The 25857-nt window shown below is 72.0% G+C and carries 15 protein-coding genes; 9 read left to right on the forward strand and 6 right to left on the reverse strand.

What is annotated here, in order from left to right; translation table 11 throughout:
* Nucleotides 1-107: 107 nt before the first annotated feature.
* Together ACH4RG_RS19625 and ACH4RG_RS19630 are read right to left on the reverse strand one after the other, a co-directional pair.
* The gene (locus ACH4RG_RS19625) at nucleotides 108-608 is read right to left on the reverse strand and encodes a MarR family winged helix-turn-helix transcriptional regulator (RefSeq protein WP_397917640.1); all 501 of its coding nucleotides are present in this window, start codon (nucleotides 606-608) and stop codon (nucleotides 108-110) included.
* A 45-nt stretch (nucleotides 609-653) separates the two neighbouring features.
* Nucleotides 654-1232 carry a fasciclin domain-containing protein gene (locus tag ACH4RG_RS19630; RefSeq protein ID WP_398539890.1) on the reverse strand — a complete coding sequence of 193 codons (579 nt, stop codon included), beginning with the start codon at nucleotides 1230-1232 and terminating at the stop codon, nucleotides 654-656.
* 153 nt (nucleotides 1233-1385) lie between these two features.
* Between ACH4RG_RS19630 and ACH4RG_RS19635 the strand changes: the two genes are divergently transcribed.
* Nucleotides 1386-2228: a DUF1206 domain-containing protein gene (locus tag ACH4RG_RS19635; protein WP_397917642.1), complete on the forward strand. Its 843-nt coding sequence runs from the start codon at nucleotides 1386-1388 to the stop codon at nucleotides 2226-2228.
* Here the strand turns inward: ACH4RG_RS19635 and ACH4RG_RS19640 are convergent.
* On the reverse strand, nucleotides 2213-2758 hold the full coding sequence (locus tag ACH4RG_RS19640) for a DUF4383 domain-containing protein (RefSeq protein ID WP_397917643.1): 546 nt from the start codon (nucleotides 2756-2758) through the stop codon (nucleotides 2213-2215). The two genes, ACH4RG_RS19635 and ACH4RG_RS19640, sit on opposite strands and share 16 nt — an antisense overlap.
* Nucleotides 2759-2899: 141 nt before the next feature.
* Between ACH4RG_RS19640 and ACH4RG_RS19645 the strand changes: the two genes are divergently transcribed.
* Nucleotides 2900-3910 (forward strand): MerR family transcriptional regulator, encoded by a 1011-nt coding sequence (locus ACH4RG_RS19645; protein WP_398539891.1) that lies wholly within the window; start codon nucleotides 2900-2902, stop codon nucleotides 3908-3910.
* A 30-nt stretch (nucleotides 3911-3940) separates the two neighbouring features.
* Here ACH4RG_RS19645 and ACH4RG_RS19650 read toward each other — a convergent pair whose 3' ends face one another.
* Nucleotides 3941-5149: a cysteine desulfurase-like protein gene (locus tag ACH4RG_RS19650; RefSeq protein WP_398539892.1), complete on the reverse strand. Its 1209-nt coding sequence runs from the start codon at nucleotides 5147-5149 to the stop codon at nucleotides 3941-3943.
* Between the two features lie 576 nt (nucleotides 5150-5725).
* On the opposite strand from ACH4RG_RS19650, the gene ACH4RG_RS19655 reads away from it, so the two are divergent.
* The 7 genes from ACH4RG_RS19655 (at nucleotide 5726) to ACH4RG_RS19685 (ending at nucleotide 23549) form a co-directional block, all read left to right on the forward strand.
* Nucleotides 5726-6667, forward strand: a complete 942-nt coding sequence (locus tag ACH4RG_RS19655) for a sterol desaturase family protein (RefSeq protein WP_398162715.1) — start codon at nucleotides 5726-5728, stop codon at nucleotides 6665-6667.
* A gap of 60 nt (nucleotides 6668-6727) precedes the next feature.
* On the forward strand, nucleotides 6728-16195 hold the full coding sequence (locus tag ACH4RG_RS19660) for an amino acid adenylation domain-containing protein (protein ID WP_398539893.1): 9468 nt from the start codon (nucleotides 6728-6730) through the stop codon (nucleotides 16193-16195).
* Nucleotides 16185-17867 (forward strand): phytoene desaturase family protein, encoded by a 1683-nt coding sequence (locus ACH4RG_RS19665; RefSeq protein ID WP_397917648.1) that lies wholly within the window; start codon nucleotides 16185-16187, stop codon nucleotides 17865-17867. The genes ACH4RG_RS19660 and ACH4RG_RS19665 overlap by 11 nt, the downstream gene beginning before the upstream one ends.
* Before the next feature lie 53 nt (nucleotides 17868-17920).
* Entirely contained in the window at nucleotides 17921-19588 is a 1668-nt protein-coding gene (locus ACH4RG_RS19670; RefSeq protein ID WP_398540027.1) for a phytoene desaturase family protein, read from the forward strand.
* Complete coding sequence (locus ACH4RG_RS19675) at nucleotides 19585-20640, forward strand: MDR family NADP-dependent oxidoreductase (protein WP_397917649.1); 1056 nt, start codon at nucleotides 19585-19587, stop codon at nucleotides 20638-20640. Before ACH4RG_RS19670 ends, ACH4RG_RS19675 begins: the two co-directional genes overlap by 4 nt.
* A gap of 47 nt (nucleotides 20641-20687) precedes the next feature.
* Nucleotides 20688-21878, forward strand: coding sequence for a cytochrome P450 (locus tag ACH4RG_RS19680; protein ID WP_398539894.1), 1191 nt, complete (start codon nucleotides 20688-20690; stop codon nucleotides 21876-21878).
* A 393-nt stretch (nucleotides 21879-22271) separates the two neighbouring features.
* Nucleotides 22272-23549: a pyroglutamyl peptidase gene (locus ACH4RG_RS19685; RefSeq protein WP_398539895.1), complete on the forward strand. Its 1278-nt coding sequence runs from the start codon at nucleotides 22272-22274 to the stop codon at nucleotides 23547-23549.
* 533 nt (nucleotides 23550-24082) lie between these two features.
* On the opposite strand, the gene ACH4RG_RS19690 is transcribed toward ACH4RG_RS19685, so the two are convergent.
* Both ACH4RG_RS19690 and ACH4RG_RS19695 read right to left on the reverse strand, forming a co-directional pair.
* Nucleotides 24083-24730, reverse strand: a complete 648-nt coding sequence (locus tag ACH4RG_RS19690; protein ID WP_398539896.1) for a class F sortase — start codon at nucleotides 24728-24730, stop codon at nucleotides 24083-24085.
* Between the two features lie 52 nt (nucleotides 24731-24782).
* Entirely contained in the window at nucleotides 24783-25415 is a 633-nt protein-coding gene (locus tag ACH4RG_RS19695) for a hypothetical protein (protein WP_398162710.1), read from the reverse strand.
* Nucleotides 25416-25857: the final 442 nt, after the last annotated feature.

Here is a 25857-nt window from a genome sequence, read left to right on the forward strand (position 1 = left end):
TACGGGACTGCTCGTGCGGAAAGCCGCAGGGGGTGGGTTCGACGGCCGCCCCGGCCTGCCATGTGCCCCACGTCGTCCAGTGGATGCCCCGGCCCGGGCGGGAAAGCTCAGCGACGCGCCGGGGGAACCTCGCCCAGTTCCTCGTTCATGGCGGTGAGGAAGCGCAGAACGGTCGCCAGCTCCGTCTCGCTGAAGCGCGCCCTCGCTCGTGCCGTGGCCTCGGCGAGCGGCATGAAGTAGTCGCGGGCCGCCGTCCGGGCGCTCGCCTCGTAGTACACGTGCACGACCCGGCGGTCGGTGCTCTCCCGGGCCCGGCGGACGTGACCGGCCCGCTCCAGCCGGTCCAGGCAGGCGGTCACCGCGCCGGAGGTGAGACCCAGATGCTCACGCAGCGCCCCCGGGGTGAGGGGCGACGGGGCGTCGAGGATGGCCGCGAGCGCACTCACGTCCGTCGGATGCAGTTGCTGGTTCGCCGCGAAACCATGAGTCATCCGGTTGATCTCGCCGTTCATCCGGCGGAGCTCCACCGCGAACGCCTGGAGGTCCGCGAGCGGCGCCCCGGGTTCCGGGGAGCCGCTGCGGGTCGGTCGGTCGTCGGCGCTGGTCACGCCCTCAGCGTATAGAACAGGCGCGCGGAGGTGGCGCAACCGTCTCTAGGACGGCGGCATGAGCACGGTGTCGACCAGGTTGACCGTGGCGTTGGCCGTCGGCACGTTGCCGCAGACGATCTTCGAGGAGTCGTTCACCGTGAACTCGGCGCCCGAGCCCTTCGTCGTGAGGTCGCTGCCCTCCAGCGTCTTGAAGGTGCCGTCCTCCATCTGCTGGGTCGTGACCCTCTCGCCCACCACGTGGTACGTCAACACCTTGGTGAGCTCGGCCTTGTCGTTGAGGAGCGCCTCCAGATCGGCCTGTGGGATCTTCTCGAAGGCGGCGTTGGTCGGCGCGAACACCGTGATGTCCTTCGCGTTGTTGAGCGTGTCGACCAGGCCTGCCTTCTTCACCGCGCTGACGAGGGTGGAGAGTTCGGGGTTGTTGGACGCGGCGGTGGCGACCGGGTCCTTCGCCATGCCCTCCAGGCTGCCCGCGCCCTCCTTCGGAACGGAGGAGCAGGCGGGGCCGTACGGTTCGGCGGGCGCCTCGGCCTGGGCCTGCGGGGCGAAGAACGCCAGAGAGGCGGGGAAGGCCAGTGCCGAGGCCGCGGCCGCGGTGCGCTGCAGGCGGGTGATCGTCATGATGTCTCCTCCGGCGAGCGGGGGTGGGTCTTCTGCTTCTCTCCCACGCTGACGCACATCCGCCCCTACCGCCCGCCGCGTCGTTTCTGCGTCGAAAATCACCTTCCAGCGCGGTCATGACATTGATCCGCCGGTCCGGGGCAACGGGGATTCATGAATACCCGTTCAGTAGCAGCGCAGGGACGCGGCCAGGCCAAGAGAGCCGCGAACAGCACCGCGATGGAGGCCGGCGCCCGCGCGGGCTTCGTGGCCCGTGGGGTGATCTACGTTCTGGTGGGCGCCCTCGCCCTGCAGATCGCGCTCTCCGGAGGCGGTGGAAAACAGGCCGACCGGGGCGGCGCGATCGGCGAGATAGCAGAGAAGCCCTTCGGGAAGATCCTGCTGTGGGTGCTGGGCATCGCCCTGGTGGGAATGGCCCTCTGGCGGCTTTCGGAGGCCCTGTTCGGCGGCGCCGGTTCCGACGGCCGGAAGCCCACCAAGCGGGCCATGGCGGCCGGCCGTGCCGTCTTCTACGGATTCGTCGCCTACTCCGTCCTGTCCTTCGCCGCCGGTGACTCGGGCAGCGGGGGCGGATCGTCGGACCAGCAGTCGAAGGACATCACCGCCAAGGCGCTCGGCTGGCCCGGAGGCCAGTGGATCGTCGGGATCGCTGGTGTGGGCGTGGCCTGCGCCGGTCTCTGGATCGCCGTCCGCGCGCTCCTGCGGAAGTACCACAAGCACCTGAAGATGTCCGAGATGTCCAAGCGGGTCCGCCGGGCGGTCGACTTCACCGGAGTCTTCGGCGGCACGGCGCGCGGCGTCGTGTTCGCCACGGCGGGCGGATTCGCGGTGGCCGCCGCGATCAAGCACCAGCCGGACGAGTCCAAGGGCATGGACGACACCCTGCGCTCCTTCACCGAGACCCCCGTCGGCCCGTGGCTCCTGGTGGTCATCGCCCTCGGACTGGTCGCCTTCGGCGTCTTCTCCTGGGTCAACGCCCGCTACCGCAAGGTCTGAGCGCCTCCCCGTCCGAGCTGCCCGCCCGCCGCCGCACTCCTGCGGGCGGCGGCGGCCTCGCGGTCCGCCTGCTCCGGGTGGCGGCGGAGCCAGTACGGATTGTCGTGCGGCAGGCCGCCCGTCACCCGTCCGTACATGCCGAACGTGAGGATCAGCAGCCCCATCACGAAGCTGAAGATGACGTTCGACATCCCGAAGTCCAGGATGTTCGCGGCCCGGTCCAGGATGAAGAGATGGCCGAAACCGCTCAGCAGGAAGAGCGCGCCGATCGTCATGTTCAGGGTGGACGCGACGTTTCCGCCCACCGCGGCCCCGGCGATCAACAGCCCGCCGACGACCACCGAGATCAGGCTCAGCAGGCCGTTGGTCGACAGTCCGGCGATGTGATCGCCGCTGGTGTCGAAGAACCCCAGTTGACTCGTGAAGCCGAGGATGCCGAAGGTCAGCAGGATGGCCCCGCAGAGGCCCGCGCCGATCCGGTACACCTTCGCCAGCCGGTGATCGACGGGGAGTTCGTCGCTCGGTTTCATGGCCGTCTCCTGTCCATCCCGCTGAGAGTCGAAGCGGGGCGTTGTGGCGGGGGGCATCGCACAGAACCCCGGTGCCTCCAGCGAACCGCGCGGTGACAGATGGGGCAACATGTACCGTTTTTGCGTCGTATCGTGGAATTTATGGACCCTGCTATGGACCTCGTGGCGGACTCGGCGATGGGCCCGGCGGACCACCGCGCCGGTGGTCGGCTCCCGCGGGCGCCGGCCGACGGAGGGCTGACCACGGGGGCGGTGGCTCGCCTTCTCGGGGTCGCGCCGACGACGCTGCGCTCGTGGGACCGCCGCTACGGCATCGGTCCGGCCGCACGGGAGGACGGTCGGCACCGTCGCTGGACCGGGACCGACATCGCCGCTCTGCGCCACATGTGCCGCCTGACGAGCGCGGGCCTGCCGCCGGCCGAGGCCGCTCGTGCCGTCCTGGCCAGGGGCCCCCACGCCACGGCCGCGCCACGACGCGGGCACCCACGCAGGGCCCCCGGGGCACTTCCGCTCCGCAGCGCCCGCCGGGACTGCCGAGGCCTGGCCCGGGCGGCGCTCCGGCTGGACGCGCCGGCCATGGAGGAGCTGCTCACGGAGGTCCTCGACCGCTACGGGCTGCCGGCCGCCTGGGACGAGGTGATGGTGCCGGCGCTGCGCGCGGTGGGCCGTAAGTGGGAGACGGCGGGGGAGCGGTACATCGAGGTCGAGCACCTGCTGTCCTGGCACGTCTCCGGAGCGTTGCGCGGTGTCCGTGCCGCTGGGCCCCCCGCCCCCGGTGCGGGCCTCGCCCTGCTGGCCTGCGTACCCGGTGAGACCCACACGCTGGCCCTGGAGGCACTCGCCGCCACGCTCAACCGGCGCGGACGGCCGGTCCGTATGTTCGGCGCCGCGCTACCCGTCGAGGCGCTGGAGGAGGCGGTCCGGCGCACCGGACCCGACGCGGTGGTGCTCTGGGCTCAGTCGCACGGCACGGCCAGCCGCTCGCTCGCGGCCCGGGTGACGGCGATCGAGTGGGGCGTACGGGGCGCGCGCAGGCGGCCCGTCGTCTTCACCGCCGGGCCCGGCTGGGCCGGGCGGCAGCCGCCGGGAACCCGGCACCCGTCCGGGCTCGCCGACGCGGTGGACGCACTTGCCGCACTTGGTGCGCGGTGACGGAGGCCGCCGTCACCGCGGTCGCCGCCGTCACCGCAGCCAGTCCGCCAGGCCCGTCAGGAGGCGCTCCGCGTCGTCCGCGTCGTTGTACGCGCAGAGCCCGACGCGCAGGCCGCCGCTGTCGCCGAGCCCCAGGTGGCGGGAGGCCTCCAGGGCGTAGAAGGAACCGGCGGGCGCGTGCACCCCGGAACGGGCGAGGGAACGGTAGGCGTCCGCCGCGTCCCGGCCGTCGAAGGTGAGCAGCAGGGTGGGGGTGCGTTCGGCGGCACGGGAGTGGACCGTCACGCCGCCCAGTTCGCGCACCGCCTTCTCGATGCTCTCGCGCAGTGCCGTCTCGTGGGCGTCGATCGCCGCGTACGCCGACAGCAGCCGCGCCCGCCGCCCGCCCGCCGCGTTCTCGACGGCGCCCAGGCCCGCGAGGAAGTCCACCGCCGCGCGGGTCCCCGCCATCGACTCGTAGGGAAGGGTGCCGAGTTCGAAGCGTTCCGGCACGGCGTCGGTGGACGGCGCCAGCTTGTCCGGGCGGAGAGTGCCGAGCAGTTCGGGACGGGCGGCGAGCACCCCGTGATGGGGCCCGAAGAACTTGTACGGGGAGCAGACGAAGAAGTCCGCCCCGAGCCGCTCCACATCCACCGTGTGGTGGGCCGTCAGATGGACCCCGTCCACGTACAGCAACGCGCCGGCCCGGTGGACCAGTTCGGCGATGGCCGGGATGTCGGGCCGGGTGCCGATGAGGTTGGAGGCGCCGGTCACCGCGACCAGTCGGGTCCGCCCGGTGATCTGCGCGCCGACCGCCTCGGGGGTGAGCTCGCCGGTCGACGGATCGAAGTCGGCCCAGCGCACCACCGCCCCCACCCGTTCGGCCGCGTGCACCCATGGGCGGATGTTGGCATCGTGGTCCAGCCGACTGACCACCACCTCGTCCCCCGGGCCCCAGCCCCTGGACAGGGTGCGCGAGAAGTCGTACGTGAGCTGGGTGGCGCTGCGGCCGAACACGATCCCGCCCGGGTCCGCGCCCAGCAGGTCCGCCATCGCCTGCCGGAACCCGCGGACGATCTCCTCCGCGTTCACCTCCCCGGGGAGCGCGGCGCCCCGGATCGACAGGGGCCTACTCATCGCCTCGCCGATCGCGGCGATGACGGAGGCCGGGGTCTGGGTGCCGCCAGGCCCGTCGAAGTGCGCCGTACCGGACCGCAGGGCGGGGAACTGTGCGCGCACCGCGCCGACGTCGTACGACAAGGGGGGCTCCTCGATTCGTTCGCTGATGTGCTGCCGGATCTCGCTGTGATCATCGCAGGGCGGTGTCCTCCGGTGGAAGGAGCGGGGGCCCTCCGGCGGATCTCCGCTCCGAGGTATTGCTTCGGGGGCGCTTTCGGGGAGCTGCTTTTCGCGCGGGCGCACTGCTCCCTCTGCGAAATGCGCCGGAGCTTGGGGCAGCATCTCCCGGCGCATCGGAATACGCCGTCCTCAAGCGCCGCGATGATCCTACGAAAGAATGGTTCGCACAAATGAACTCGCCTCGATCGCGCGAACCTTCTCGTATTCCCGTCGCGAACAAATGCGCCGGATGATTTCTCCGCGCCGGGCGCGATTAAAGCGGGGGGAACGGGAAATAGATGATCTGGGCTGATGGGGTCGGGGGCATCGGTTCATGCCACGGCCGGATTTCATGGAGGTCGGGTGTCCGAAAGTCGCCAGTGCGGGGGCCGTGGCCGCCGTCCGGGGTTTCCTGTCACGACCTAGGAGTGCTCTGGCCTGCTCTGATGCGATGCGAAGGTCTCTCTCCCCATCACTGTCACTTGTGGAGGGTCACGGATGGACGAGCGCGAGCAATCCGCCGATGGCGGAATCTATTCGGCCGGATATTCGGACGACCGGAAGGGGTGGGCCAGTAATTACCCTGCTCGGCTTCTTCGTGTAACTGCGTACCCGGCTCTCCTCCTCGCGGTCGTATCCGTGGGGGTGGCCGCATCGCTGCTGGAGTGGGATCCGGCCTGGGTCAGTTCACTTTTCCTGGTCGGGGTCATCGCCTATCTCGCTCTCCTGGAACGACTGATTCCTTATGACCGGAACTGGCACCCCAGAAAGGCCGAATGGTGTTGGTACGGCATCTACTTCTTGCTGACCATGGCCGGAAGTGGGCTGGCGCAACTCCTGGTCGCGCTGGCCGTCGGCCTGATCTCGCCGGCGGAATCAGCCCGCCATCTCGGGGTCGAGATCCCGGGCGCGCTCCTCGCCGGGTCTCTCGTCAGCTATGCGGTGCACCGGCTGGGCCACCGGAACGCCCTGCTCTGGCGGCTGCACGGAGTGCATCACGTGCCGGAGAAGGTCAATGTCGCGAACAACGGCGTCAACCACGTGCTGGACATCGTCCTGGCGCAGGCCCTCGTCCAGCTGACTCTGGCGTTCACGGGCTTCTCCCGCCCCGCCGTGCTGGTGGTCGGACTCTTCGTGGCCGCCCAGGGGTACTTCGTCCACGCCAACATCGATGTCCGCATCGGACGGCTCAACCATCTGCTGGCCAGTCCCGAGCAGCACCGTCTGCACCACAGCACCGATCTGTCCGAAGCAGGCCACTACGGCTCCGACCTGTCGTGCTGGGACCACCTCTTCGGCAGCTTCACCTGGTACCCCGGCCGCGAGCCCGCCGCCGTGGGCCTGCACGACCCGACGACCTTCCCCGGCACCGGCGAGATCCTCACCGCCCTCGCACATCCCTGGCGCCGCCGACCGGCACGGGCCTCCCGGCCGGAGTGACCGCCACCACCTCCCGACGCTCCACCACGACTCGCTCCACCACGACTTGAGGAGTTCGACATGGCCGACGCGAACAACCGGGCGTTACGGAACAGGGTGGCGATCATCGGGATGGGCTGCCGCCTGCCCGGCGGCGCCTCGGACCACCGCACGTACTGGCGCAACCTGGTGGAGGGCAAGGACTGCATCACGCCCACACCATCCGACCGGTACGACGTCAGCACGCTCGGCAGCCGGTTCCGCGACAAACCCGGACGCCTCGTCGGCGGTCGCGGCGGATACATCGACGGCTTCGACGAGTTCGACCCCGCGTTCTTCGGCATCAGCCCCCGCGAGGCCGACCACATGGACCCGCAGCAGCGAAAGCTGCTCGAAGTGGCGTGGGAGGCCCTGGAGGACGGTGGCCAGCGCCCCGCCGACCTCGCCGGCGGCAACGTCGCCGTCTACGTCGGCGCCTTCACCCTGGACTACAAGATCCTGCAATTCGCCGACCTGGGCTTCACCTCGCTGGCCGCCCACACCGCGACCGGGACCATGATGACGATGGTGTCGAACCGCATCTCGTACTGCTTCGACTTCCGCGGCCCCAGCCTCTCCATCGACACCGCGTGCAGTTCCTCCCTGGTCGCCGTCCACCTGGCCTGCCAGGCACTGAACAACGGGGAGAGCGACCTCGCGCTGGCCGGCGGCACCCTGCTGCACATGGCCCCGCAGTACACCGTCGCGGAGACGAAGGGCGGGTTCCTGTCGCCCGAGGGCCGCTCCCGTACGTTCGACGCCGCAGCCGACGGCTACGTACGGGCCGAAGGCGTCGGACTGGTGGCGCTGAAGCGGCTGGACGACGCCGTACGGGACGGGGACCGGATCCACGCGGTGATCGCCGGCAGCGGCGTCAACCAGGACGGGCACACCAACGGCATCACCGTGCCCAACGCCGACGCCCAGGTCGACCTCATCCGGCGGGTCTGCGCCGAGGCCGGCATCACCCCCGGCGACCTCCAGTACATGGAGGCGCACGGTACCTCCACCCCGGTCGGCGACCCGATCGAGGCGAACGCCCTGGCCCGCGCGCTGGCCGTCGGGCGCGCCCCGGGCGCCCGCGCCTACGTCGGCTCGGTCAAGACGAACATCGGCCACACCGAATCCGCCGCCGGGATCGCCGGGCTGATCAAGACCGTCCTGAGCATCAAGCACCGCACGATCCCGCCCCACATCAACCTGGAGAACCTCAACCCCGCCATCGACCCGGCGACCCTGCCCTACGAGATCCCCACCCGGCCCACCGCCTGGCCCGAACACGAAGGGCCCGCCCGCGCCGGGGTCAACTCCTTCGGGTTCGGCGGCACCAACGCCCATGTCGTCCTGGAGGAGGCCCCCGGGCCCCTGCCGGACATCCGCCCCGCCGCGCCCGCCGGGCGGCGCTGGAGCATCCTGCCCCTCAGCGCCCGCAATCCCGACGCCCTGACGGAGATGGCGGCCGGGATACGGGGCGAGCTGGCGGGCGACAACGGCCCGGCCGTGGCCCTCGACGATCTCGGCCACACCCTGGCCCACCGCCGCCAGCACCTCCCCGAGCGGCTGTCCGTCGCCTACACCTCGCGTGCCTCCCTCGACGAGGCCCTCGCCGCCCACGCGCGCGGCGAGGCCCACCCCCGGGTCGTCCACGGCCGCACCCGGGACGCCGCCGACCGGCGGCTGGTGTGGGTCTTCACCGGCATGGGCCCGCAGTGGTGGGGCATGGGCCGCCAACTGCTCGAGGAGGAGCCGGTCTTCCGCGACGCCGTCGCCGCGTGCGACCGGGCGCTGCGCGAGTTCGCCGACTGGTCCCTGATCGAGGAGATGGCCGCCGACGAGTCCGTCTCCCGGATGGCGGAGACCTGGCTCGCCCAGCCCGCGAACTTCGCCGTGCAGGTGGGCCTGGCGGCCCTGTGGCGGTCCCACGGAGTGCGCCCGGACGCCGTGGTCGGCCACAGCACCGGGGAGATCGCCGCCTTCCACGCGGCGGGCGTCTACTCCCTGCGGGACGCGGCCAGGATCGTCGTGCACCGCAGCCGCCTCCAGCAGACCCTGGCCGGCACCGGCGCCATGCTCGCCGTCAGCCTCTCGGAGGACGAGGCGGAGCGCCGGGTACGCCCCTACAGCGACCGGGTCTCGGTCGCCGCCGTCAACAGCCCCACCGCGATCACCCTGGCCGGGGACGAGGCCGCGCTGACCCTGCTGGCCGAGGAGTTGCGGGCCGAGCAGCAGTTCGCGAAGTTCCTCACCGTGGAAGTGCCCTACCACAGCGTCGTCATGGAGCGGATCAGGGACGAACTGCTGGCATCACTCGCTCCGTTGGAGCCGCGAGCGGCGCAGGTTCCGCTGTATCTGACGGGAGTCGAGGGAACTGCCCGGGGCGAGGAACTGGACGCCGCGTACTGGTGGAAGAACGTCCGCGAGCGGGTGCGCTTCCGCTCCGCGGTCGACCGCATCGCCGACGACGGTCACCAGGTGTTCCTGGAGATCGGCCCGCACCCGGTCCTCGGCCACGCGATCCGCGAATGCCTCGACACGGGAGGGGCGAGTGGACTCACCCTGCCCTCGATCCGCCGACGGGAGAACGAGAGCGAGCGCTTCGCCGCCTCCCTCGGCTCGCTCCACAACCTGGGCGTCCCCATCGACTGGAGCGTCCTCCAGCCGGCCGGCCGGCCGGTGACCCTGCCCCGCCACCCCTTCCGGCGCGACCGCCACTGGACCGAACCCCGGCCGGTCGCCCAGGTCCGCCTCGGCCACCGCGACCACCCACTCCTGGGCCGCCGCACCGACCGTACGGAGCCCACCTGGCAGGCCCGTCTCGACACCGAGGACCTGCCGTACCTCGCCGACCACCGCATCCAGGACACCGTGGTCTTCCCCGCCGCCGCATATCTGGAAATGGCCGCCCAGGCCGTCCTGCGGCTCACCGGCGGCACCACCGCCGTCCTCGCCGACATCGATCTGCGCAAGGCCCTCTTCCTGCCCGACGGCGAGGACCGGACCGTGGAGGTGTCGCTCTCCCTGGAGAACGCCGCCTTCACCATCGCCTCCCCGACCGGGGACGACGGGGAACGGGCCGTGCACGCGAGCGGGATCGTCCGCACCGGGCAACGCCGCCGCACCGCTCCGCCGCTCGACGCCCCCGCGCTCCGCGCCAGGTCCCTCCGGCGCCTCGAAGGCCCCGACTGCTACAGCGCGCTGGCCGCCCTCGGCTACCACTACGGCCCCGCCTTCCAGGCCATCGAGGAGGTCTGGATCGGCTCCGGCGAGGTCCTCGCCCGCATCCGCCCGCCCCGGGCGATCGGCGACGACGCCGACGGCCACCACCTCCACCCCGTCCTCCTCGACGCCTGCTTCCAGACGCTCCTGACTCCGCTGATCCCGCTGACCCCCGAAGATCCCGCACCGGTCACCGGGATCAGGCTGCCGCTCTCCCTGGACGAGGTCGCCCTCGAACCCATCGGCGACCAGCCGTTCTGGGCCCACGCCACCCTGCTCCCCGGCGACGCCGACACCACCCTCGGCAACATCGCCCTGTACGCGGACGACGGGGCGCCGCTCGGCCGTGTCCTCGGTTTCCGTGCCGCCGACGTGGAGAAGGCGGCCACCGCCGTCGCCCGGACCACGATCGACTCCTGGCTCGCCGAACCCGTCTGGACCGACTGCCCGCCGCTGCCCACCGAGGACGCCCGCGCCCTGTCGCAGGACGCGAACGACGGTGACGTACGCGGCGGGCCGACGGGGAGCACCGCCGAGCGCCGGCAGGCACCGGCGCCCGCGAGAGCGGCCGGCTACCACGACTGGCTGGTCCTCGCCGACACCGGCGGCGTCGCGGACGCCTTCGCCGCCCTGGCCGCCGCCCGGGGCGAACGCTGCCGCCTGGTGCGCCGGGGCGCCGCCTACACCGCGTCCGGCGACGGCGCCACGTTCGCCGTGGACCCCGCGTCCGACGCCGATCTGCGCCGGCTCCTCGCCGACCTGGACCGTGACGGGGGTCCCTTCCGGGGGGCCGTCCTGCACCTGTGGAACCTCGACGCACCCGCCCTCGCCGCGTGCGACCGCAGCTCCGTCCACGACCACACCGGCGCGGGAGCGTACTCACTGATCGCCCTCGCCCGGCTCCTGTCCGCCCGGGGCTCCGGAGGCCGCCTGCACATCGTCACCCGCGGCGCCCAGCCGGCCCTGCCCGGCGAGGGACCCGAACCCCTCGGGGCACCCGCCTGGGGCATCGGCCGCGTGCTGCGGCACCAGGAACTGATCGAACACCCCGGCAAACTCATCGACCTCGACCCCGGGCGGCAGCCGGGCCCCGACGGCGACCGGGCCGATGCCGAAGCGCTCCTCGGCGAAGTCCTCAGCGATGACGAGGAGGAGATCGCCCTGCGCGACGGCGGCCGCCGCACCAGCCGCCTCCGCCCCGCCGAGGGCCTGACCCGCCCGCTGCCGCTGCGCCTGCGGGCGGACGGAAGCTATCTGGTCACCGGCGCGTTCGGCGCGCTCGGGCGACTGCTGTGCCGCACCCTCGTACGCCGCGGGGCCCGCCGGATCATCCTGGTCGGGCGCACCCCCGTCCCGGCCCGCGAGAAATGGGCCGGCACCGACCCCGCCACCCCCGAGGGCCGTGCCGTGGCCCTGCTCCGCGAGCTGGAGGCGCTCGGCGCGCAGCCCGTCCTCGCGACCCTCGACATCACCGACGAGGACGCCCTGGCCGGCTGGCTCGACGCCCACCGGCACAGCGGGGCGCCCCCCGTACGCGGGGTGTTCCACCTCGCGGGACAGGTCCGCGACACCCTCGTCGCCGATCTGGACCGGGCCGGCTTCGACGCCGTCCACGACCCCAAGACCGTCGGCGCCCACCTCCTGCACCGGCACCTGCGCGACGAGCCCCTCGAGCACTTCGTGCTCTTCGCCTCCATCGCCTCCCTGCTGACCACGGCCGGCCAGACCAACTACGCCGCGGGCAACGCCTTCCTGGACGCACTCGCCCACCACCGCCGCGCCCAGGGGCTGCCCGCGCTCAGCCTGGACTGGGGCCCCTGGGCCACCGGAATGATCGAGGAACTCGGACTCGTCGACCACTATCTGCACAGCCGCGGCATGAGCTCGCTGTCCCCGGAAGCCGGTATGGCCGTCCTGGAACGCGTCATCGGCCAGGACCACGCCCAACTGGTCGTCGCCACCGTCGTCGACTGGCCCGTCTTCCTCGCCTGGTACCCGTCCCCGCCGCCACTGGTCGCCGACCTCGCCGCGGCCGCCGCCCCGCCGGCCGACGCCGCCTCGGGCAACGGATTCCTCGACACCTTCCGCGCCGCCGACGAAGAGACCCGCCGCACCCTCGTCGCCGAGCGGTTCGCCGCGCTCGCGGCCGCCGTGCTGCGCACCGGCACGGACCGCATCGACCCCGCCACCGGACTCGGCGAACTCGGCCTCGACTCGCTCCTCGCCATGGAGCTGCGGGCCCGGATCCACGCCGAGCTGGGCGTCGCCCTCCCCGTGGTCGCCCTGCTCAGCGGCACCCCGGCCGGGGAACTCGCCGCCCAGCTCCACGACGGCCTCGCCGCCCTCGCCTCGGCCGACGCCTCCGACGGGGCCCCGGGAGCGGTGGAACTCCACAGCGACGCGGGGCAGTACCCCCTGACGCAGAACCAGAAGGCGCTCTGGTTCCTCAAGCACCTCAATCCCGACGGTTACGCGTACAACATCGGCGGGGCCGTCGAGGTGACCGTCACGCTCGAACCGGACCTGATGTTCGAGGCCGTCCGCCGGCTCATCGCCCGGCACCCCGCGCTCCGCACCAACTTTCTCCTGGTGGACGGGCAGGCCGTGCAGCGGGTGTCCGAGGACGCCGCGACGGACCTCGCCCTCTTCGACGTCCAGGGGGAGGACTGGGAGTCCATCCACGCGACGATCGTCCAGGAGTACCGCAAGCCCTACGACCTCGCCCACGACCCGCTGGTCCGCTTCCGGCTCTTCAAGCGGGGCCCGGACCGCTGGATCATCATGAAGGCCGTCCACCACATCGTCTCCGACGCCATCTCCACCTTCACCTTCATCGAGGAACTCCTCGCCGTCTACGAGGCGTTGCGCCGCAACCAGGAACCACAGCTCCCACCGGTCGAGGCCCGCTACCTCGACTTCCTCAACCAGCAGAACGCCTTCCTGGCCGGGCCCGGGGCGGCGGGCATGCTCGACTACTGGCGCGCCCACCTGCCGGCCGAGGTCCCGCTCCTGGACCTGCCCGTCGACAAGCCGCGTCCGGCGGTCCAGACCCACAACGGGGCCTCCGAGTTCTTCGTCCTGGACGACGCCCTCAGCGCCCGCGTCCACGCCCTGGCCCGCGCCCACGGGGTCACGCCGTTCATGGTGCTGCTGAGCGCGTACTACCTCCTGCTGCACCGCTACTCCGGGCAGGACCACATCGTCGTCGGCAGCCCGGTCACCGGCCGCACCCGGCAGGACTTCGCCTCCGTCTACGGCTACTTCGTCAACCCGCTGCCCCTGCACGCCGACCTCTCCGAGGACCCGACCGTCGCCGAACTGCTGCAACAGGTCCGCCGGACCGTGCTCGGCGGCCTGGACAACCAGGAGTACCCCTTCGTCCTCCTCGTCGAGGAGCTGGGCCTCCAGCACGACCCCAGCCGCTCCGCCGTCTTCCAGGCGATGTTCATCCTCCTCACCCACAAGGTGGCCACCGAGCAGTACGGCTACCGCCTGGAGTACATCGAACTACCCGAGGAGGAGGGGCAGTTCGACATAACGCTGTCCGCCTACGAGGACGAGGCCGAGGGCCGCTTCCACTGCGTGTTCAAGTACAACACCGACCTCTTCCTCCCCGAGACCATGCGCCGCATGGCCGCCCACTACACCCGGCTCCTCGACCGCATGACCCGGGTGCCGGGCGAACAGCCCGCCTCCCGGATGGAGATGCTCGGCGATCAGGAGCGGGAACGGATCGTCGCGGAGTGGAGCCGCCCGGCCCTGCCGTCCGCCGTTCCCGGGGAGGAGCCGTTCACCCCGGTCCACACGCTGATCGGCCGCATCGCCGCCGAGCACCCCGCGGCCGTCGCCGTCACCATGCCCACCGCGCACGGCGGGGCGCACCGGCTGACCTACGCGGAGCTGGACCGGCAGGCGGCCGACACCGCCGCCCGGTTGCGGGCGCTCGGCATCGGCGAGGGCTCGGTGGTCGTGCTGTGCCTGGACAAGTCGCCCGAGCTGATCGCCGCCCTGCTCGGCGTGCTCAAGGCCGGCGCCGCCTACCTCCCGCTCCGGCCCGACCAGCCCGCCGACCGGCTCGCCCACCTCGTGACGACCACCGGCGCGGCGCTCGTCGTCGTCGCGGACGACGCCACGCCGGAGCAGACCGGGGCCCTGACCGTCCCGACGCTCACCCTCGCCGAGCTCGGGCGCACCGCACCGCACCCGGAAGGACCGGCGGCCGAGGCCGGCCCCGACGTGCCCGCGTACGTCATCACCACCTCCGGATCCACCGGCCGCCCCAAGGCCGTCCGGGTCAGCCACCGGAACCTCGCCTCCGCCCACGCCGCCTGGCGCCAGGAGTACCGGCTGGAGACCGACGTACGGACACACCTCCAGATGGCCGAACCGTCCTTCGACGTGTTCACCGGCGACCTGGTGCGCGCCCTGTGCTCGGGCGGCACCCTCGTCCTGGCCGACCGCGACCTCCTCTTCGACACGACCCGGCTGTATCGGACGATGCGTCAGGAGCGGGTCGACTGCGCGGAGTTCGTGCCCGCCGTCGTCCGTGGCCTGATGGACCACTGCGCACGGGAAGGGCTGCGGCTGGACTTCCTGCGGCTGCTGGTGGTCGGCTCGGACGCCTGGAGCGTGGGGGAGTACCGCCGACTGGCCGAGCTCTGCGGGCCCGGCACCCGCCTCGTCAACTCCTACGGCCTCACCGAGGCCACCATCGACAGCGCGTACTTCGAGGGGCCCGTCGACGATCTGGAGCCCGGCGCGATGGTCCCGATCGGCCGGCCCCTGCCCAACAGCACCCTCCATGTCCTCGACATCCACGGCGAACCCGTCCCGCCCGGCGTGCCCGGCGAACTCTGGATCGGCGGCGACGGCGTCGCCCTCGGCTACGCCGGAGACCCCGAACAGACCGAGGAGCGCTTCGTCACCCGGGCGCTCGGCCGGACCGCCGACGCCCGGCCCGAACGCCTCTACCGCACCGGCGACATCGCCCGCTGGGACGCGCACGGCCGGGTCCACCTGCTCGGCCGCACCGACGGCCAGGTCAAACTGCGCGGCCACCGCATCGAGATCGGCGAGATCGAGGCACAGCTCGCCCAGTGGCCCCCCCTCGCCCGGGCCGTCGTCACCGTACGCACCGACACCGGCGGAGACGCGGCGCTCTGCGCCTACTGCGTACCGGCGCCCGGCGCGGTCCTCGACGTCCGGGCCCTGCGCCGCCACCTGGCGCGCTCACTCCCCTCGTACATGATCCCGTCCCACTTCACCGAGCTGCCCGCCCTGCCGCTGACGGCCAACGGCAAGGTCGACACGGCCGCCCTGCCCGCCCCCCGGGCCGAGGAGGGGGACCGGCCGCACGAGGAACCCGTGACGCTGTACGAGGTCAGCGTCGCCCGCCACTGGAAGACCCTGCTCGGGCGCGAACAGATCGGTCTGGAGGACGACTTCTTCGAACTCGGCGGCAGCTCGATCAAGCTCATCGAGCTCCTCCACCACCTGCGCACCGAGTTCGGCGTCGGCGTCCCCGTCAGCAGGCTCTACCAGGTCACCACCCTGCACGGCATGGCCGCCACCGTGGAGGACGTCCTGCTCGGCACCACCGCCGACGAACTGCCCAGCCTCACCTTCAACGCCGGACAGGCCCCCGCCCTCTTCTGCTTCCCGCCCGCCGGCGGCCACGGGCTCGTCTACCGGGGCCTGGCCGCACAACTCCCCGACTACACCGTCACCGGCTTCAACTACCTCCCCGGCGACGACAAGGTCATCCGGTACGCCGACCTGATCGAGGCGGACCGGCCCGACGGCCCCTACCTGCTCCTCGGCTACTCCCTCGGCGGCAACCTCGCCTTCGAGACGGCCAAGGAACTGGAGCGGCGCGGTCGCCACGTCGACCACGTCGTCATCCTCGACTCCCGCCGCATCCTCGCCGCCTACGAACCGGACGCCTCGGGCATCGCCGCCTTCGAGAGCGAACTCGCCGACCACGTACGCAAGCACACCGGCTCCGAGGCCGTCGCCCGGGAGACCCTCGCCCACGCCGCCGAATACCTCGCCTTCTGCGGTCGCACCCCCAACACCGGCACGGTCGCCGCGACGGTCAGCGTGATCACCGACGAGGAGAAGGCCGCCCTCTACGCCGCCGGCGAGCACGGCACCTGGCACGGCAGCTCCACCGGCGCCACCGCCGTACTGCGCGGCTCCGGCATCCACGCCGACATGCTCGACGCCAAACACCTGCCCCGCAACGCCGAGCTGGTGCGTTCCGTCCTGAGGGGAGACGCGGCCCATGGCGGATGACGACCCCACCGACTGGACCAGCAGGGAACGCGCCCCGGGCACCCCGCCCCGCGTCATCGTCGTCGGCGCGGGCGTGGCCGGCCTCTCCACCGGCGTCTACGCGCAGATGAGCGGAGCCAGGACCCGCATCTTCGAGAAGCACGTGCTGCCCGGCGGCTGCTGCACCGCCTGGTCGCGCGACGGGTACCTCTTCGACTACTGCATCGAATGGCTCATCGGCACCGCCCCGGGCAACGACGCCCACCGGGTGTGGCGCGAACTCGGCGCGCTCGACGGCAAGACGGTCACCAACTTCGACCTATTCAACAAGGTCGAGGACGCCTCGGGCCGGTCCGTGACGTTCTACAACGACCCCGACCGGCTGGAGGCCCACCTCCTGGAGGTCTCACCCGCCGACGCCCCGCTCATCCGGGCCTTCACCCGGGACCTGCGGCGCTTCATCGACATCGAGCTGTACCCGTTCCTGACCGCGCCCGCGCTCAGGACCGTGGGGGAGAGGGCCCGGACCCTGCGCACGGTGCTCCCCGCCTTCCGGCTGTTCTGGCGGACCGCCGCCACCCCGATACAGGTGTTCGCCGACCGGTTCCAGGACCCGCTGCTGCGCAAGGCGTTCCGCAACATCTTCTTCCAGGACCCCGAGGGCTTCCCGATGCTGCCGTACCTCTTCAACATGGCGGCCGCCCACCACGGCAACGCGGGCTTCCCCCAAGGCGGTTCGCTCGGCCTCGCCCGCTCCGTCGAGGAGCGCTACAAGAGCCTGGGCGGGACGGTCACCTACCGGGCCCGCACCGAGCGGATCCTGGTCGAGGGCGACCGGGCGATCGGCATCGAACTCCGCAACGGCAGACGGTACTTCGCCGATCACGTGGTCTCCGCCTGCGACGGCCACACCACCGTCTACGGACTCCTGGGCGGCCGGTACACCGGCCCCCGGATCGACAAGCTCTACACCGACCTCCTCCACCGCCCCGGCACCCTCTTCCCCGCCGTCGTCTCCGCCTTCGTCGGCCTCCGCGGCGACCTTGAACCCGAGGAGGCGCACAGCACCACGCACCTCCTCGGCCCGGACGACGCGGCCCACCTCCCCGGGGCCCTCCAGGACAGCTTCGTCGTGCAGGCCCGCTCCCGCTACTCCGGCGGCTTCGCACCGCCGGGCCACTCCGTCCTGCACTGCACCTACTTCAGCGACTACGCCCACTGGAAGGACCTGCGCACCAGGGACCGCAAGGAGTACCGCCGGCGCAAGCGCGAAGTCGCCCACTTCGTCCGCGACTTCCTGGAGCGCCGCACCCCCGGCATCGCGGAGCGCATCGACATCGTCGAGGTCGCCACGCCCGCCACCACCCACCGCTACACCGGCAACCTCGGCGGCTCCATCCTCGCGTGGAAGGCGTTCTCCGACGCCGACGACGTCGCGGCGCGCCTCGTCGGCAAGGACCGGATGCGGCTGCCGGGACTGAGTAACTTCTCCATGGCCGGACAGTGGGTCGGCATGGGCGGCCTGATCCGCGCCGCCTCCACCGGCCGCTTCGCCGTCCAGTACCTCTGCCGCGACCTGGGCCTGGAGTTCCGGGCCTGGGAGAGCGAGGGCGCCGAACCCTGGCACCCCGGGAAGCTGGGACACCTGCCCCAGCTCGACCGGTGGTCCGCACGGGAGAGCGAGGGATCGTGAACGGCGACAGGAACGGGCCCCGGCCCGGCGGCACCCGCCGGCCCCGGGAAACGATGATCATCATCGGGGCCGGTCTCGGCGGGCTCTCCACCGGCTGCTACGCCCAGATGAACGGCTACCGCACCCGCATTTTGGAGATGCACGAGATCCCCGGCGGCTGCTGCACCGCCTGGGAGCGCGGCGGCTTCACCCTGGACGCCTGCGTCAGCTGGCTCCTCGGCAGCGGCCCCGGCAACGAGATGCACCAGATCTGGCTGGAGCTCGGCGCCCTCCAGGGCAAGGAGATCCGCCACTTCGACGTCTTCAACATCGTGCGCGGCACGGACGGCCGGGCCGTCCACTTCTACTCCGACCCCGACCGGCTCGAAGCCCACCTCATCGGCATCTCGCCCGCCGACGCCCGGCTCGTGCGGAAGTTCTGCGCGCAACTGCGCAGCTTCCGCAAGGCGCTCGCGGTCTACCCCTTCCTCAAGCCCGTCGGACTGATGGGACGCCGCGAGCGCTGGCGGATGCTCGCCTCGTTCCTGCCGTACTTCAACTCCGTCCGCACCACGATCACCGTCCTGATGAGCGACTTCTCCAAGAAGTTCAAGGACCCCCTCCTGCGGGATGCCTTCAACTTCATCCTGTACGAGAAGCACCCGGCCTTCCCCGTCCTCCCCTTCCACTTCCAGCTCGCCTCGCACGCCAACCTCTCCGCCGGAGTCCCCGAAGGCGGCTCCCTCGGCCTCGCCGAGTCGATCGAGGCCCGCTACCGCCGGCTCGGCGGCGAGGTCTCCTACAACACCAAGGTCGAGACGGTGATCGTCGAGGACGACCGGGCGGTGGGCGTCCGCCTCAGCGACGGCCGGGAACTGCGCGCCGACATCATCGTGTCGGCCTGCGACGGCTACACCACGACCATGAAGTTCCTGGAGGGCAAGTACCTGGGCGAGGACTACCGCAAGCTCTACACGGAGACCATCCACGAACCCGGCATGGTCTTCCCCGGCTACTTCACCCTCTTCCTCGGCCTCTCCCGCCCCTTCCCCGCGGGCGACCCCTGCACCACCTACCTTCTCGACGAGGCGACGGCCGCCGAACTGACCGGCATCCGCCACCCCAGCATCAACGTCCAGTTCCGCAGCCGCCACTACCCGGAACTGTCCCCGGACGGCACCACCGTCGTCTACGCCACCTACTTCTGCGACATCGCCCCCTGGCGCGCCCTGGACGAGGGCCCCGAACAGATCACCCGCACCCGCGGCGGACAGGAGCTGCACACCCTGCCCGTACGGCACGGGCGCGGCTACTACGCGGCGAAACGGCGGGCCCGCGAAACACTCGTCGGCTTCCTGGAGGACCGCTACCCCGGCCTGCGGGACGCGATCGTCGTCCGTGACGTCTCCAGCCCCCTCACCCAGGTCCGCTACACCGGCAACTACGACGGGACCGTGCTGGGCTGGCAGCCCTTCGTGGAGAGCGGCGAGACCCTCGAAGAGCTGATCAAGAAGCACGGCCCAGGCCTCCCCGGACTGCGCGACTTCTACCAGTCCGGCGTCTGGGCCACCACCGGCGGGCTCATCCGGGCCGCCGCCGCCGGACGCCACGTCATGCAGTTCGTCTGCCGCGACGACGACCGGCCCTTCACCGCGTCGCTCGACCTCACCGCACCACCACCGACCCACCGGGTCATCCCCGTACCCGTCCGCCCCGCGGCACCGACCGAGAGGAAGCCATGAAGATCGCGAAATGGGTGGTCCGCGAACACGTCGAGGGAATCCCCGACGTGGACCGCGTCTACGAGAAGGTCGTCGAACACGTCGACGTGACCCTCGCCCCCGACGAGATGCTCCTGCGCACCCTGTACGTCTCCGTCGACCCCTACCTCCAGGGCATCGCCCTCGACACCCCGATCGGGCGGCACATGGGCGCCGACTCGATCATGGAGGTGGTGGAGGCGGGGCCGCGCGCCGCCCACCGCGTCGGCGACCTCGTACAGGGCTTCGGCGGCTGGCGTACCCATGTGATCAGCGCCGGCGTCCCCGAACTCTGGCAGACCGGCACGTTCCCCATGGTCTTCCCCGCCTACCGCAGGCTCGACCCCGGTTGGTACGACGACGCCCTGCCGCTGCCGACCGCCCTCAGCGTGATGGGCGGCCCCGGCATGACCGCCTGGGGGACCCTGACCAAGTACATGACGATCAGTCCCGGCGAGACCCTCGTCATCAGCGGGGCCTCCGGCTCGGTGGGCGCCCTCGTCGGGCAGCTCGCCGCGCTCGCCGGGGCCCGGGTCGTCGGCACCACCTCGTGCCCGGAGAAGGCGGACTACCTCACCGGGCTCGGGTTCGACGCCGTGATCGTCTACCGCCACGGGGACGGCGCGGACACCGTCCACGACGCACTCGTCCGGGCCGCCCCCGACGGCGTCGACCGCTACTTCGACAACCTCGGCGGCGCGGTCACCGACGCCGTGTTCCCCCTGCTCAACATCGGCAGCCAGGTGGCGGTGTGCTGGCAGTGGGCGACCCAGGTCGGCAACGAGAGCACCGGCCCCCGGCTCCTGCCCTACCTGATGTTCCCGCGCGCCACCGTGCGTGGCATCTTCTCCCTGGAATGGTTCACCGAACGCAACTGGCAGGACCTCCACACCGACCTGGGCGGCCGCGTCCGGCGCGGCGAGGTCGTCTGCGACCACACCCTGCACCACGGTTTCGACGCCATCCCCGCCGCCTACGGCAGCCTCTACGGCGACCGGGCGGCCAACCGGGGCAAGGTACTCGTCGAACTCTGAGCGCCGTCGCCCTCCGCCCGATCCAACGGCGCTGCCCAGGAGGCACGTTGACCACCACCGATCCCACGCATCCGGCCCCGGAGCCGCTGCACCGCCTGTTCTTCGAGGAACCCGGGCCGCCCCGCCCCGCCGAGCTGCCGGGCGGCGGCCCCGCCTGGCTGGTCAGCCGGTACGAGGACGTCCGCCAGGTGCTCTCCGACCCGCGGTTCGGCCGGGCCCAGCTGTACGCCCCCGACGCGCCCACCCTCTCCGGCGTACCCGATCTCGTGAACGACCCCGACCTGATGTTCAACCAGGACGGCCCCGACCATCTGCGGCTGCGCCGCACCCTGCGGCGCGCGTTCACCCCGAGGGCCGTCGCCCGCTGGCGGCCGTGGATCGCCGCGATAGTGGAGGAGCTCCTCGACCGGCTGGAGACGCGACCGCAACCGGCGGACGTGGTCGCGGAGTTCGCCCTCCCCCTGCCGGCGGCCGTGATCAGCCGCCTCATGGGGCTCGATGAGTCGGCGTGGGACCGGATGCGGCACTGGAGCGAACACGCCTTCTCCGACGGCACCCACGAGCGCGAACAGGTGGCAGCGGTCCTCAAGGAGTTCAGCGCGTTCGGCGCGCACCTCCTCGCGGAGCGGCGCCGGACCCCGGGCGAGGACCTGATCAGCGGTCTGGTCGCGGCGGCCGACGAGGAAGGGGGCGTCCCCGAGGCCCAGTTGGTCACCCTGGTGTGCGGTCTGGTCGTCGGCGGCCACGACAGCACGATGACCATGCTCGGCAACGCACTGCTCTACCTGCTGGGCGAACGCCGTGAGACCTGGCCCCGGATCGGCGCCGACGAGGAGGCCGCGGGGCGTCTCGCGGACCGCCTGGTCCACCTCGTTCCGCTGGGCGACGACCGGGGCAGCACCCGCCACACCGCCGAGGACGTCGAGGTCGGAGGAGTGACGATCCCGGCGGGCGCGATCGTGCTCGCCGACTGCGGCATGGCCAACCGCGACCCGGAGGTCTTCCCGCCCGACACCCTCCACGACCTGTTCGCCCCACTGGAGGCCCCCACGCTCTCCTTCGGCGCCGGCCCCCACTACTGCCTCGGCGCCTGGCTGGCCCGCACGGAGCTCCAGCTCGCCCTGCACCGCCTGGCCGCCCGCTTCCCGGAGCTGCGCCTGGCCGCCCCCGTCGACACGGTCGTGTGGCGGACCGGCACGACCTCCCGCAGCCCGCAGCGGCTCGGCGTCGGTTGGTAGGGCGGGGAACGGCAGGGGTGCGCCGGTTCGTCCGGCGCACCCCTGCCGCCGTCAGCCGCGTGCGACGGCGATCGAGCCGGTCGTCCGCCTCGTGGACCAGGCAGTGCCGGAGGCCCCGTACGCCGCGGAGCCCGACGGGGAGGGGGCGGACGGCTGCATGGCGGCAGCAGGCCGGTCGGGGCCGGGCGGGCGTCTCCGTCGCCGCTCCAGGAGCGGGGGGACGGCGCGCGCGGGGGGAGGCCGAGACGGGCCCCACGCACCCGCCCGCGAGGGGGTGGGCGCGTTCTGCGTACTCTGCCCCCTTCTCCATGGGCTTGCACGGTTCTTGCCCCCTGGCTTCGGCTCAGGCGGTGCCGCGATACTGCGACCAGCCGTTGACCCGAAAGGAACCACGTGACGCACCCCTTCTCCGTGACCACCCGGCTCGGCCTCGGCGGGGTGGCGCTCCTGCTCGTCCTCGCGGGCCCCACCCTTCCCGCCGCCGCCTCCCCGGCGGACGCCGCCCCCACCCCCGCGGCGACGACCGTCGAGGAGCAGCGCCTCGATCGCACCGCGCCGCGGGAGATCCTGCGGCGCAGCGGATTCGACTCCTTCGCCCCGCGCTTCGAGCGTGCCCTGCGGGGCTCCGGCGGCTATGCGCAGGCCGAGCGCACGGTCACCCGCCACGCCTCGGCGCTGTGGCGGCGCGCCGTGGACCGCGCCCAGGGCCGAGGGCCGGCCACGGGCGACTTGAGCCGGGGCGATGACCGGCCGCTGTACTGGGCTCGTCTCGCGCTCAGTCGGGAACTCCGTTCCTGGGAACCCCGGTTCGGGCTGAGCGACGAGCAGCGCAAGGCCTTGCACGCCGCCCTGGAGACCTCCTCGCGCGGTCAGGACGGCCTCCGCTTCCCGGGCCAACGGGTGAAGCGGGTCCTCGTCACCGGCTTCGACCCGTTCACCCTGGACCGGGACGTACGGATCGGCAACCCCTCGGGCGCGAGCGCGCTCGCCCTGGACGGCACCCTGGTACGGACCGCGGAGGGACCGGCCCGGATCGAGACGGTCGTCTTCCCGGTGCGCTGGGCGGACTTCGCGGAGGGAGCCGTCGAGCGGGCCCTCGCCCGGCAGCTGCCCCGCCTGGACCTGTTCACCACCGTCAGCCAGGGCCGCCAGGGCCGCTTCGACGTGGAGCGCACCAACGGCGCCTGGCGCGGCGGCTTCCCCGACAACGAGAACGCGGTGAGCACCGGGACCGTCCCCGTCGACGACCCCGGCTCGCAGCCGCAGTGGACGACGACCACGCTCCCGTACCGGCAGCTCACCGAAGCGGACACGGGCCGCTTCCCGGTGTACGACAACACCGAGGTCACCGAGATCCCGGCGGGCGGCAGCCAACCGGTGACCAGGCCGGACGGACCCACGCCCGGCTCGGCGTCGCGGGCCGGCGGCGGCGGCGACTACCTCTCCAACGAGATCGCCTACCGGGCCACCCTGCTGCGCGACCGGCTGCGGCTGCCCGACCTGCCGGGCGGTCATCTCCACACTCCGGTGCTGCGGTTCGGAGCGGAGAACACGGACCCGGAAACAGGCACGGTCACCGACCCGGACTTCGAGCGGAACCGGGCGGACATCGTCGGCCAGGTGAGGGAGCTGGTGAGGACGGCGGTGGGGACTTCGGCTCCGCGCCCGTAGTCCTCGCCACTCGCAACCTGAGAAGATCTCCTGGAAGTTGTCGTAGGGGTCGCCGGTGTACCGGACGGTGTGGGTCTCCTGGTCTCGGACGACACGTTCGGCGTCGTGGTGTGTTGCCCGGTTGCGGGGGTTGACGTCCTACTCGCGGCAGCGGCCCTCCAGGGGCAGGTTTCCGGAGCGGTTGCGGTGGACGTTGCCGCCGCGGATGACCGGACGGGTGTCCGCGACGGGGCAGTCGGTGGGCCGGGAGGACCGCGGCCACGTCAGGTCCTGGCAGAGGTCGCAGCCCCCTGGGCCTGCCCGGGAACCCCTCGACCGGCAGGGCCGGTTCGATGATGTCGGCCGACCGCACCGAGGGATGTGCCGGGGCCTGGAGGGGAGCGGTGGACGAGGCGGCGGGGGCCGCGAACACTGTCCCGCCACGGCCGCGGGGCGCCCTCGGACGGGCGGCGACGACCGCGTGGTCGCCCCGCCTCGGTCGTGAGGGCGGCCGGCACCTTGTCCCCGAGGTACCGGCCGATCCCGAGCGGCGCTCAGGCCGCCTTCTTCCATGACGTGAGATGCGCGAAGACCACCACGTTCGCCGAGTAGCCCGCCTTCTCGTCAAAACGCCCGCCGCAGGTCAGCAGCCGTAGTTCGGGCCGCCCGGTCTCCCCGTACACCTTGTCGTCGGGGAACTTGTCCTTCGTGTACGTCTTCACCGCGTCCACCGTGAACACCGCGGTCCTGCGGTCCGCACGCACCACGTTGACCTTGTCGCCCCGGCGCAGGGCGTTGAGGTTGAGGAAGATGGCGGGGCCGGTCCTGGTGTCCCGGTGGCCCACGAGCAGGGCCGTGCCGTTCTCACCGGGCGACGGCCCCTTCTCGTACCAGCCCGTCAGCTTGGGCTTGCTCAACGGCGGGGCTCCCAGCCGGCCCTTCGCGTCGAGGCCGAGTCCGGTGACCGCCGCCTCGATGAAGATGGCGGGAATGGCGACCTTCAGCGGGCGGGAGGGCACCAGGGGAGCGTGCGAGGCGGGCACGTGCTCCTCCGGTTGGTGCGGTGCCCGCCGGAACGGCTCCCTCCCACCGCCCGCGGCGTCGCTGCCGCGGGCGGCGGCGACCGTCCGGGTGTCCTCGGAGGAGCCCGAGGACACCCAGACGATGCCGGCCACCAGAGAGAACGTCACGCTCAGCGTCATGGTGAGACGGCAGGCGCGTGTCGGTCCTCGTCGTCGCCGTCGGCAGCGGGCGTTACGCCTCGCCACGGGCACGGCGACGTGCGGACCGGCGCATCATGACCAGGCCCGCGGCTCCGGCGGCCCCGGCAGCCAGCGCGGCGACCGCTCCGGCGTTCGAGTCGCTCTCGGAGCTGATGGGCTCCATCTCCGGGACACCGCCGCCGCCCGCGGGGACACCGCCGATCGGCCTCTGCGGCTTGTGCGGCTTGCCGCCGCCGTGACCGCGGTCGGGGCACTCGACCTTGAAGCTCTTCTGCTTCGGGCCCGCCGGGACAACCCACACCAGCTGGTACGTGCCCTCCGGGAGCAGGTACGTCTCGCTGCGCGCACTGCCGTTGATGAGCGGAAGCCTGTCCATCAGGGTCGTGCCCGGCGGCACGGTCGGGGGCTGCTCGGTGATCGTCCAGGGAACCGAGGGGAACGACTCGAAGTTGCTCGCAGCCAGCACGAACTTGCAGACCTCGACCCCGTCGCGGTCACTGCGCGAGTGCCAGCTGACCGAGCGGATGTCGATGTTGCCGCTGTCGCCGGGGAGGGCGTGGGCGGCGGGTGCTCCGGCCAGGGTGGCGCCGGCGACTGCGACTGCGACGGCCACCTTGGCGCCCGCGCGGGCGCTGCGGGAGCGGACGGAACTGGAGATGCGCATGAAGGCTCCTTCAAGCCGAGATGATTGTCGTACTGATCACCTGATCGCCTAAGACATGCCATGAATCGTGAGGAAAGTCAGATAAGACACGAAAAATGTGAAGGAAGTTCCCTGATCGGCAGGCAGCATACGAGTGGCGTTTCCGCGGCGCGGGAGTGCGCCGGGACTTGATGCCGCGGGTGGGAGGCGAGGCTCCGTGACACGCACCGCGGTGGTCACTCCAGCCGTCGGCCGGCGTCTGTACCTGACGCTGCGACACCTCGGTCGCTCGGCCGGTCCGGCCCGCAGGGCTGGATGCACAACCTCCCGGACGCATCACACGAGCCGCGGGCACCGGATGCGTTCCCGTGCCGCCCGCGTTCCTGCGGTGCACGCGGTGTGGCGCGCGTATCGGCGCGATCAGCCTTCCGGGTTCGGCGCCTGCCCTGAAGCCCCGCAGGGG

It is taken from the genome of Streptomyces sp. NPDC021019 (genome assembly GCF_044333295.1).
Taxonomy (GTDB): Bacteria; Actinomycetota; Actinomycetes; order Streptomycetales; family Streptomycetaceae; genus Streptomyces.

Coding starts and splice junctions, on each gene's coding strand:
- ACH4RG_RS19635 (WP_397917642.1), top strand. CDS start 1,386: ATGAATACCCGTTCAGTAGCAGCGCAGGGACGCGGCCAGGCCAAGAGA.
- ACH4RG_RS19665 (WP_397917648.1), top strand. CDS start 16,185: ATGGCGGATGACGACCCCACCGACTGGACCAGCAGGGAACGCGCCCCG.
- ACH4RG_RS19695 (WP_398162710.1), bottom strand. CDS start 25,415: ATGCGCATCTCCAGTTCCGTCCGCTCCCGCAGCGCCCGCGCGGGCGCC.
- ACH4RG_RS19655 (WP_398162715.1), top strand. CDS start 5,726: ATGGACGAGCGCGAGCAATCCGCCGATGGCGGAATCTATTCGGCCGGA.
- ACH4RG_RS19675 (WP_397917649.1), top strand. CDS start 19,585: ATGAAGATCGCGAAATGGGTGGTCCGCGAACACGTCGAGGGAATCCCC.
- ACH4RG_RS19630 (WP_398539890.1), bottom strand. CDS start 1,232: ATGACGATCACCCGCCTGCAGCGCACCGCGGCCGCGGCCTCGGCACTG.
- ACH4RG_RS19690 (WP_398539896.1), bottom strand. CDS start 24,730: ATGACGCTGAGCGTGACGTTCTCTCTGGTGGCCGGCATCGTCTGGGTG.
- ACH4RG_RS19640 (WP_397917643.1), bottom strand. CDS start 2,758: ATGAAACCGAGCGACGAACTCCCCGTCGATCACCGGCTGGCGAAGGTG.
- ACH4RG_RS19645 (WP_398539891.1), top strand. CDS start 2,900: ATGGACCCTGCTATGGACCTCGTGGCGGACTCGGCGATGGGCCCGGCG.
- ACH4RG_RS19670 (WP_398540027.1), top strand. CDS start 17,921: ATGATCATCATCGGGGCCGGTCTCGGCGGGCTCTCCACCGGCTGCTAC.
- ACH4RG_RS19660 (WP_398539893.1), top strand. CDS start 6,728: ATGGCCGACGCGAACAACCGGGCGTTACGGAACAGGGTGGCGATCATC.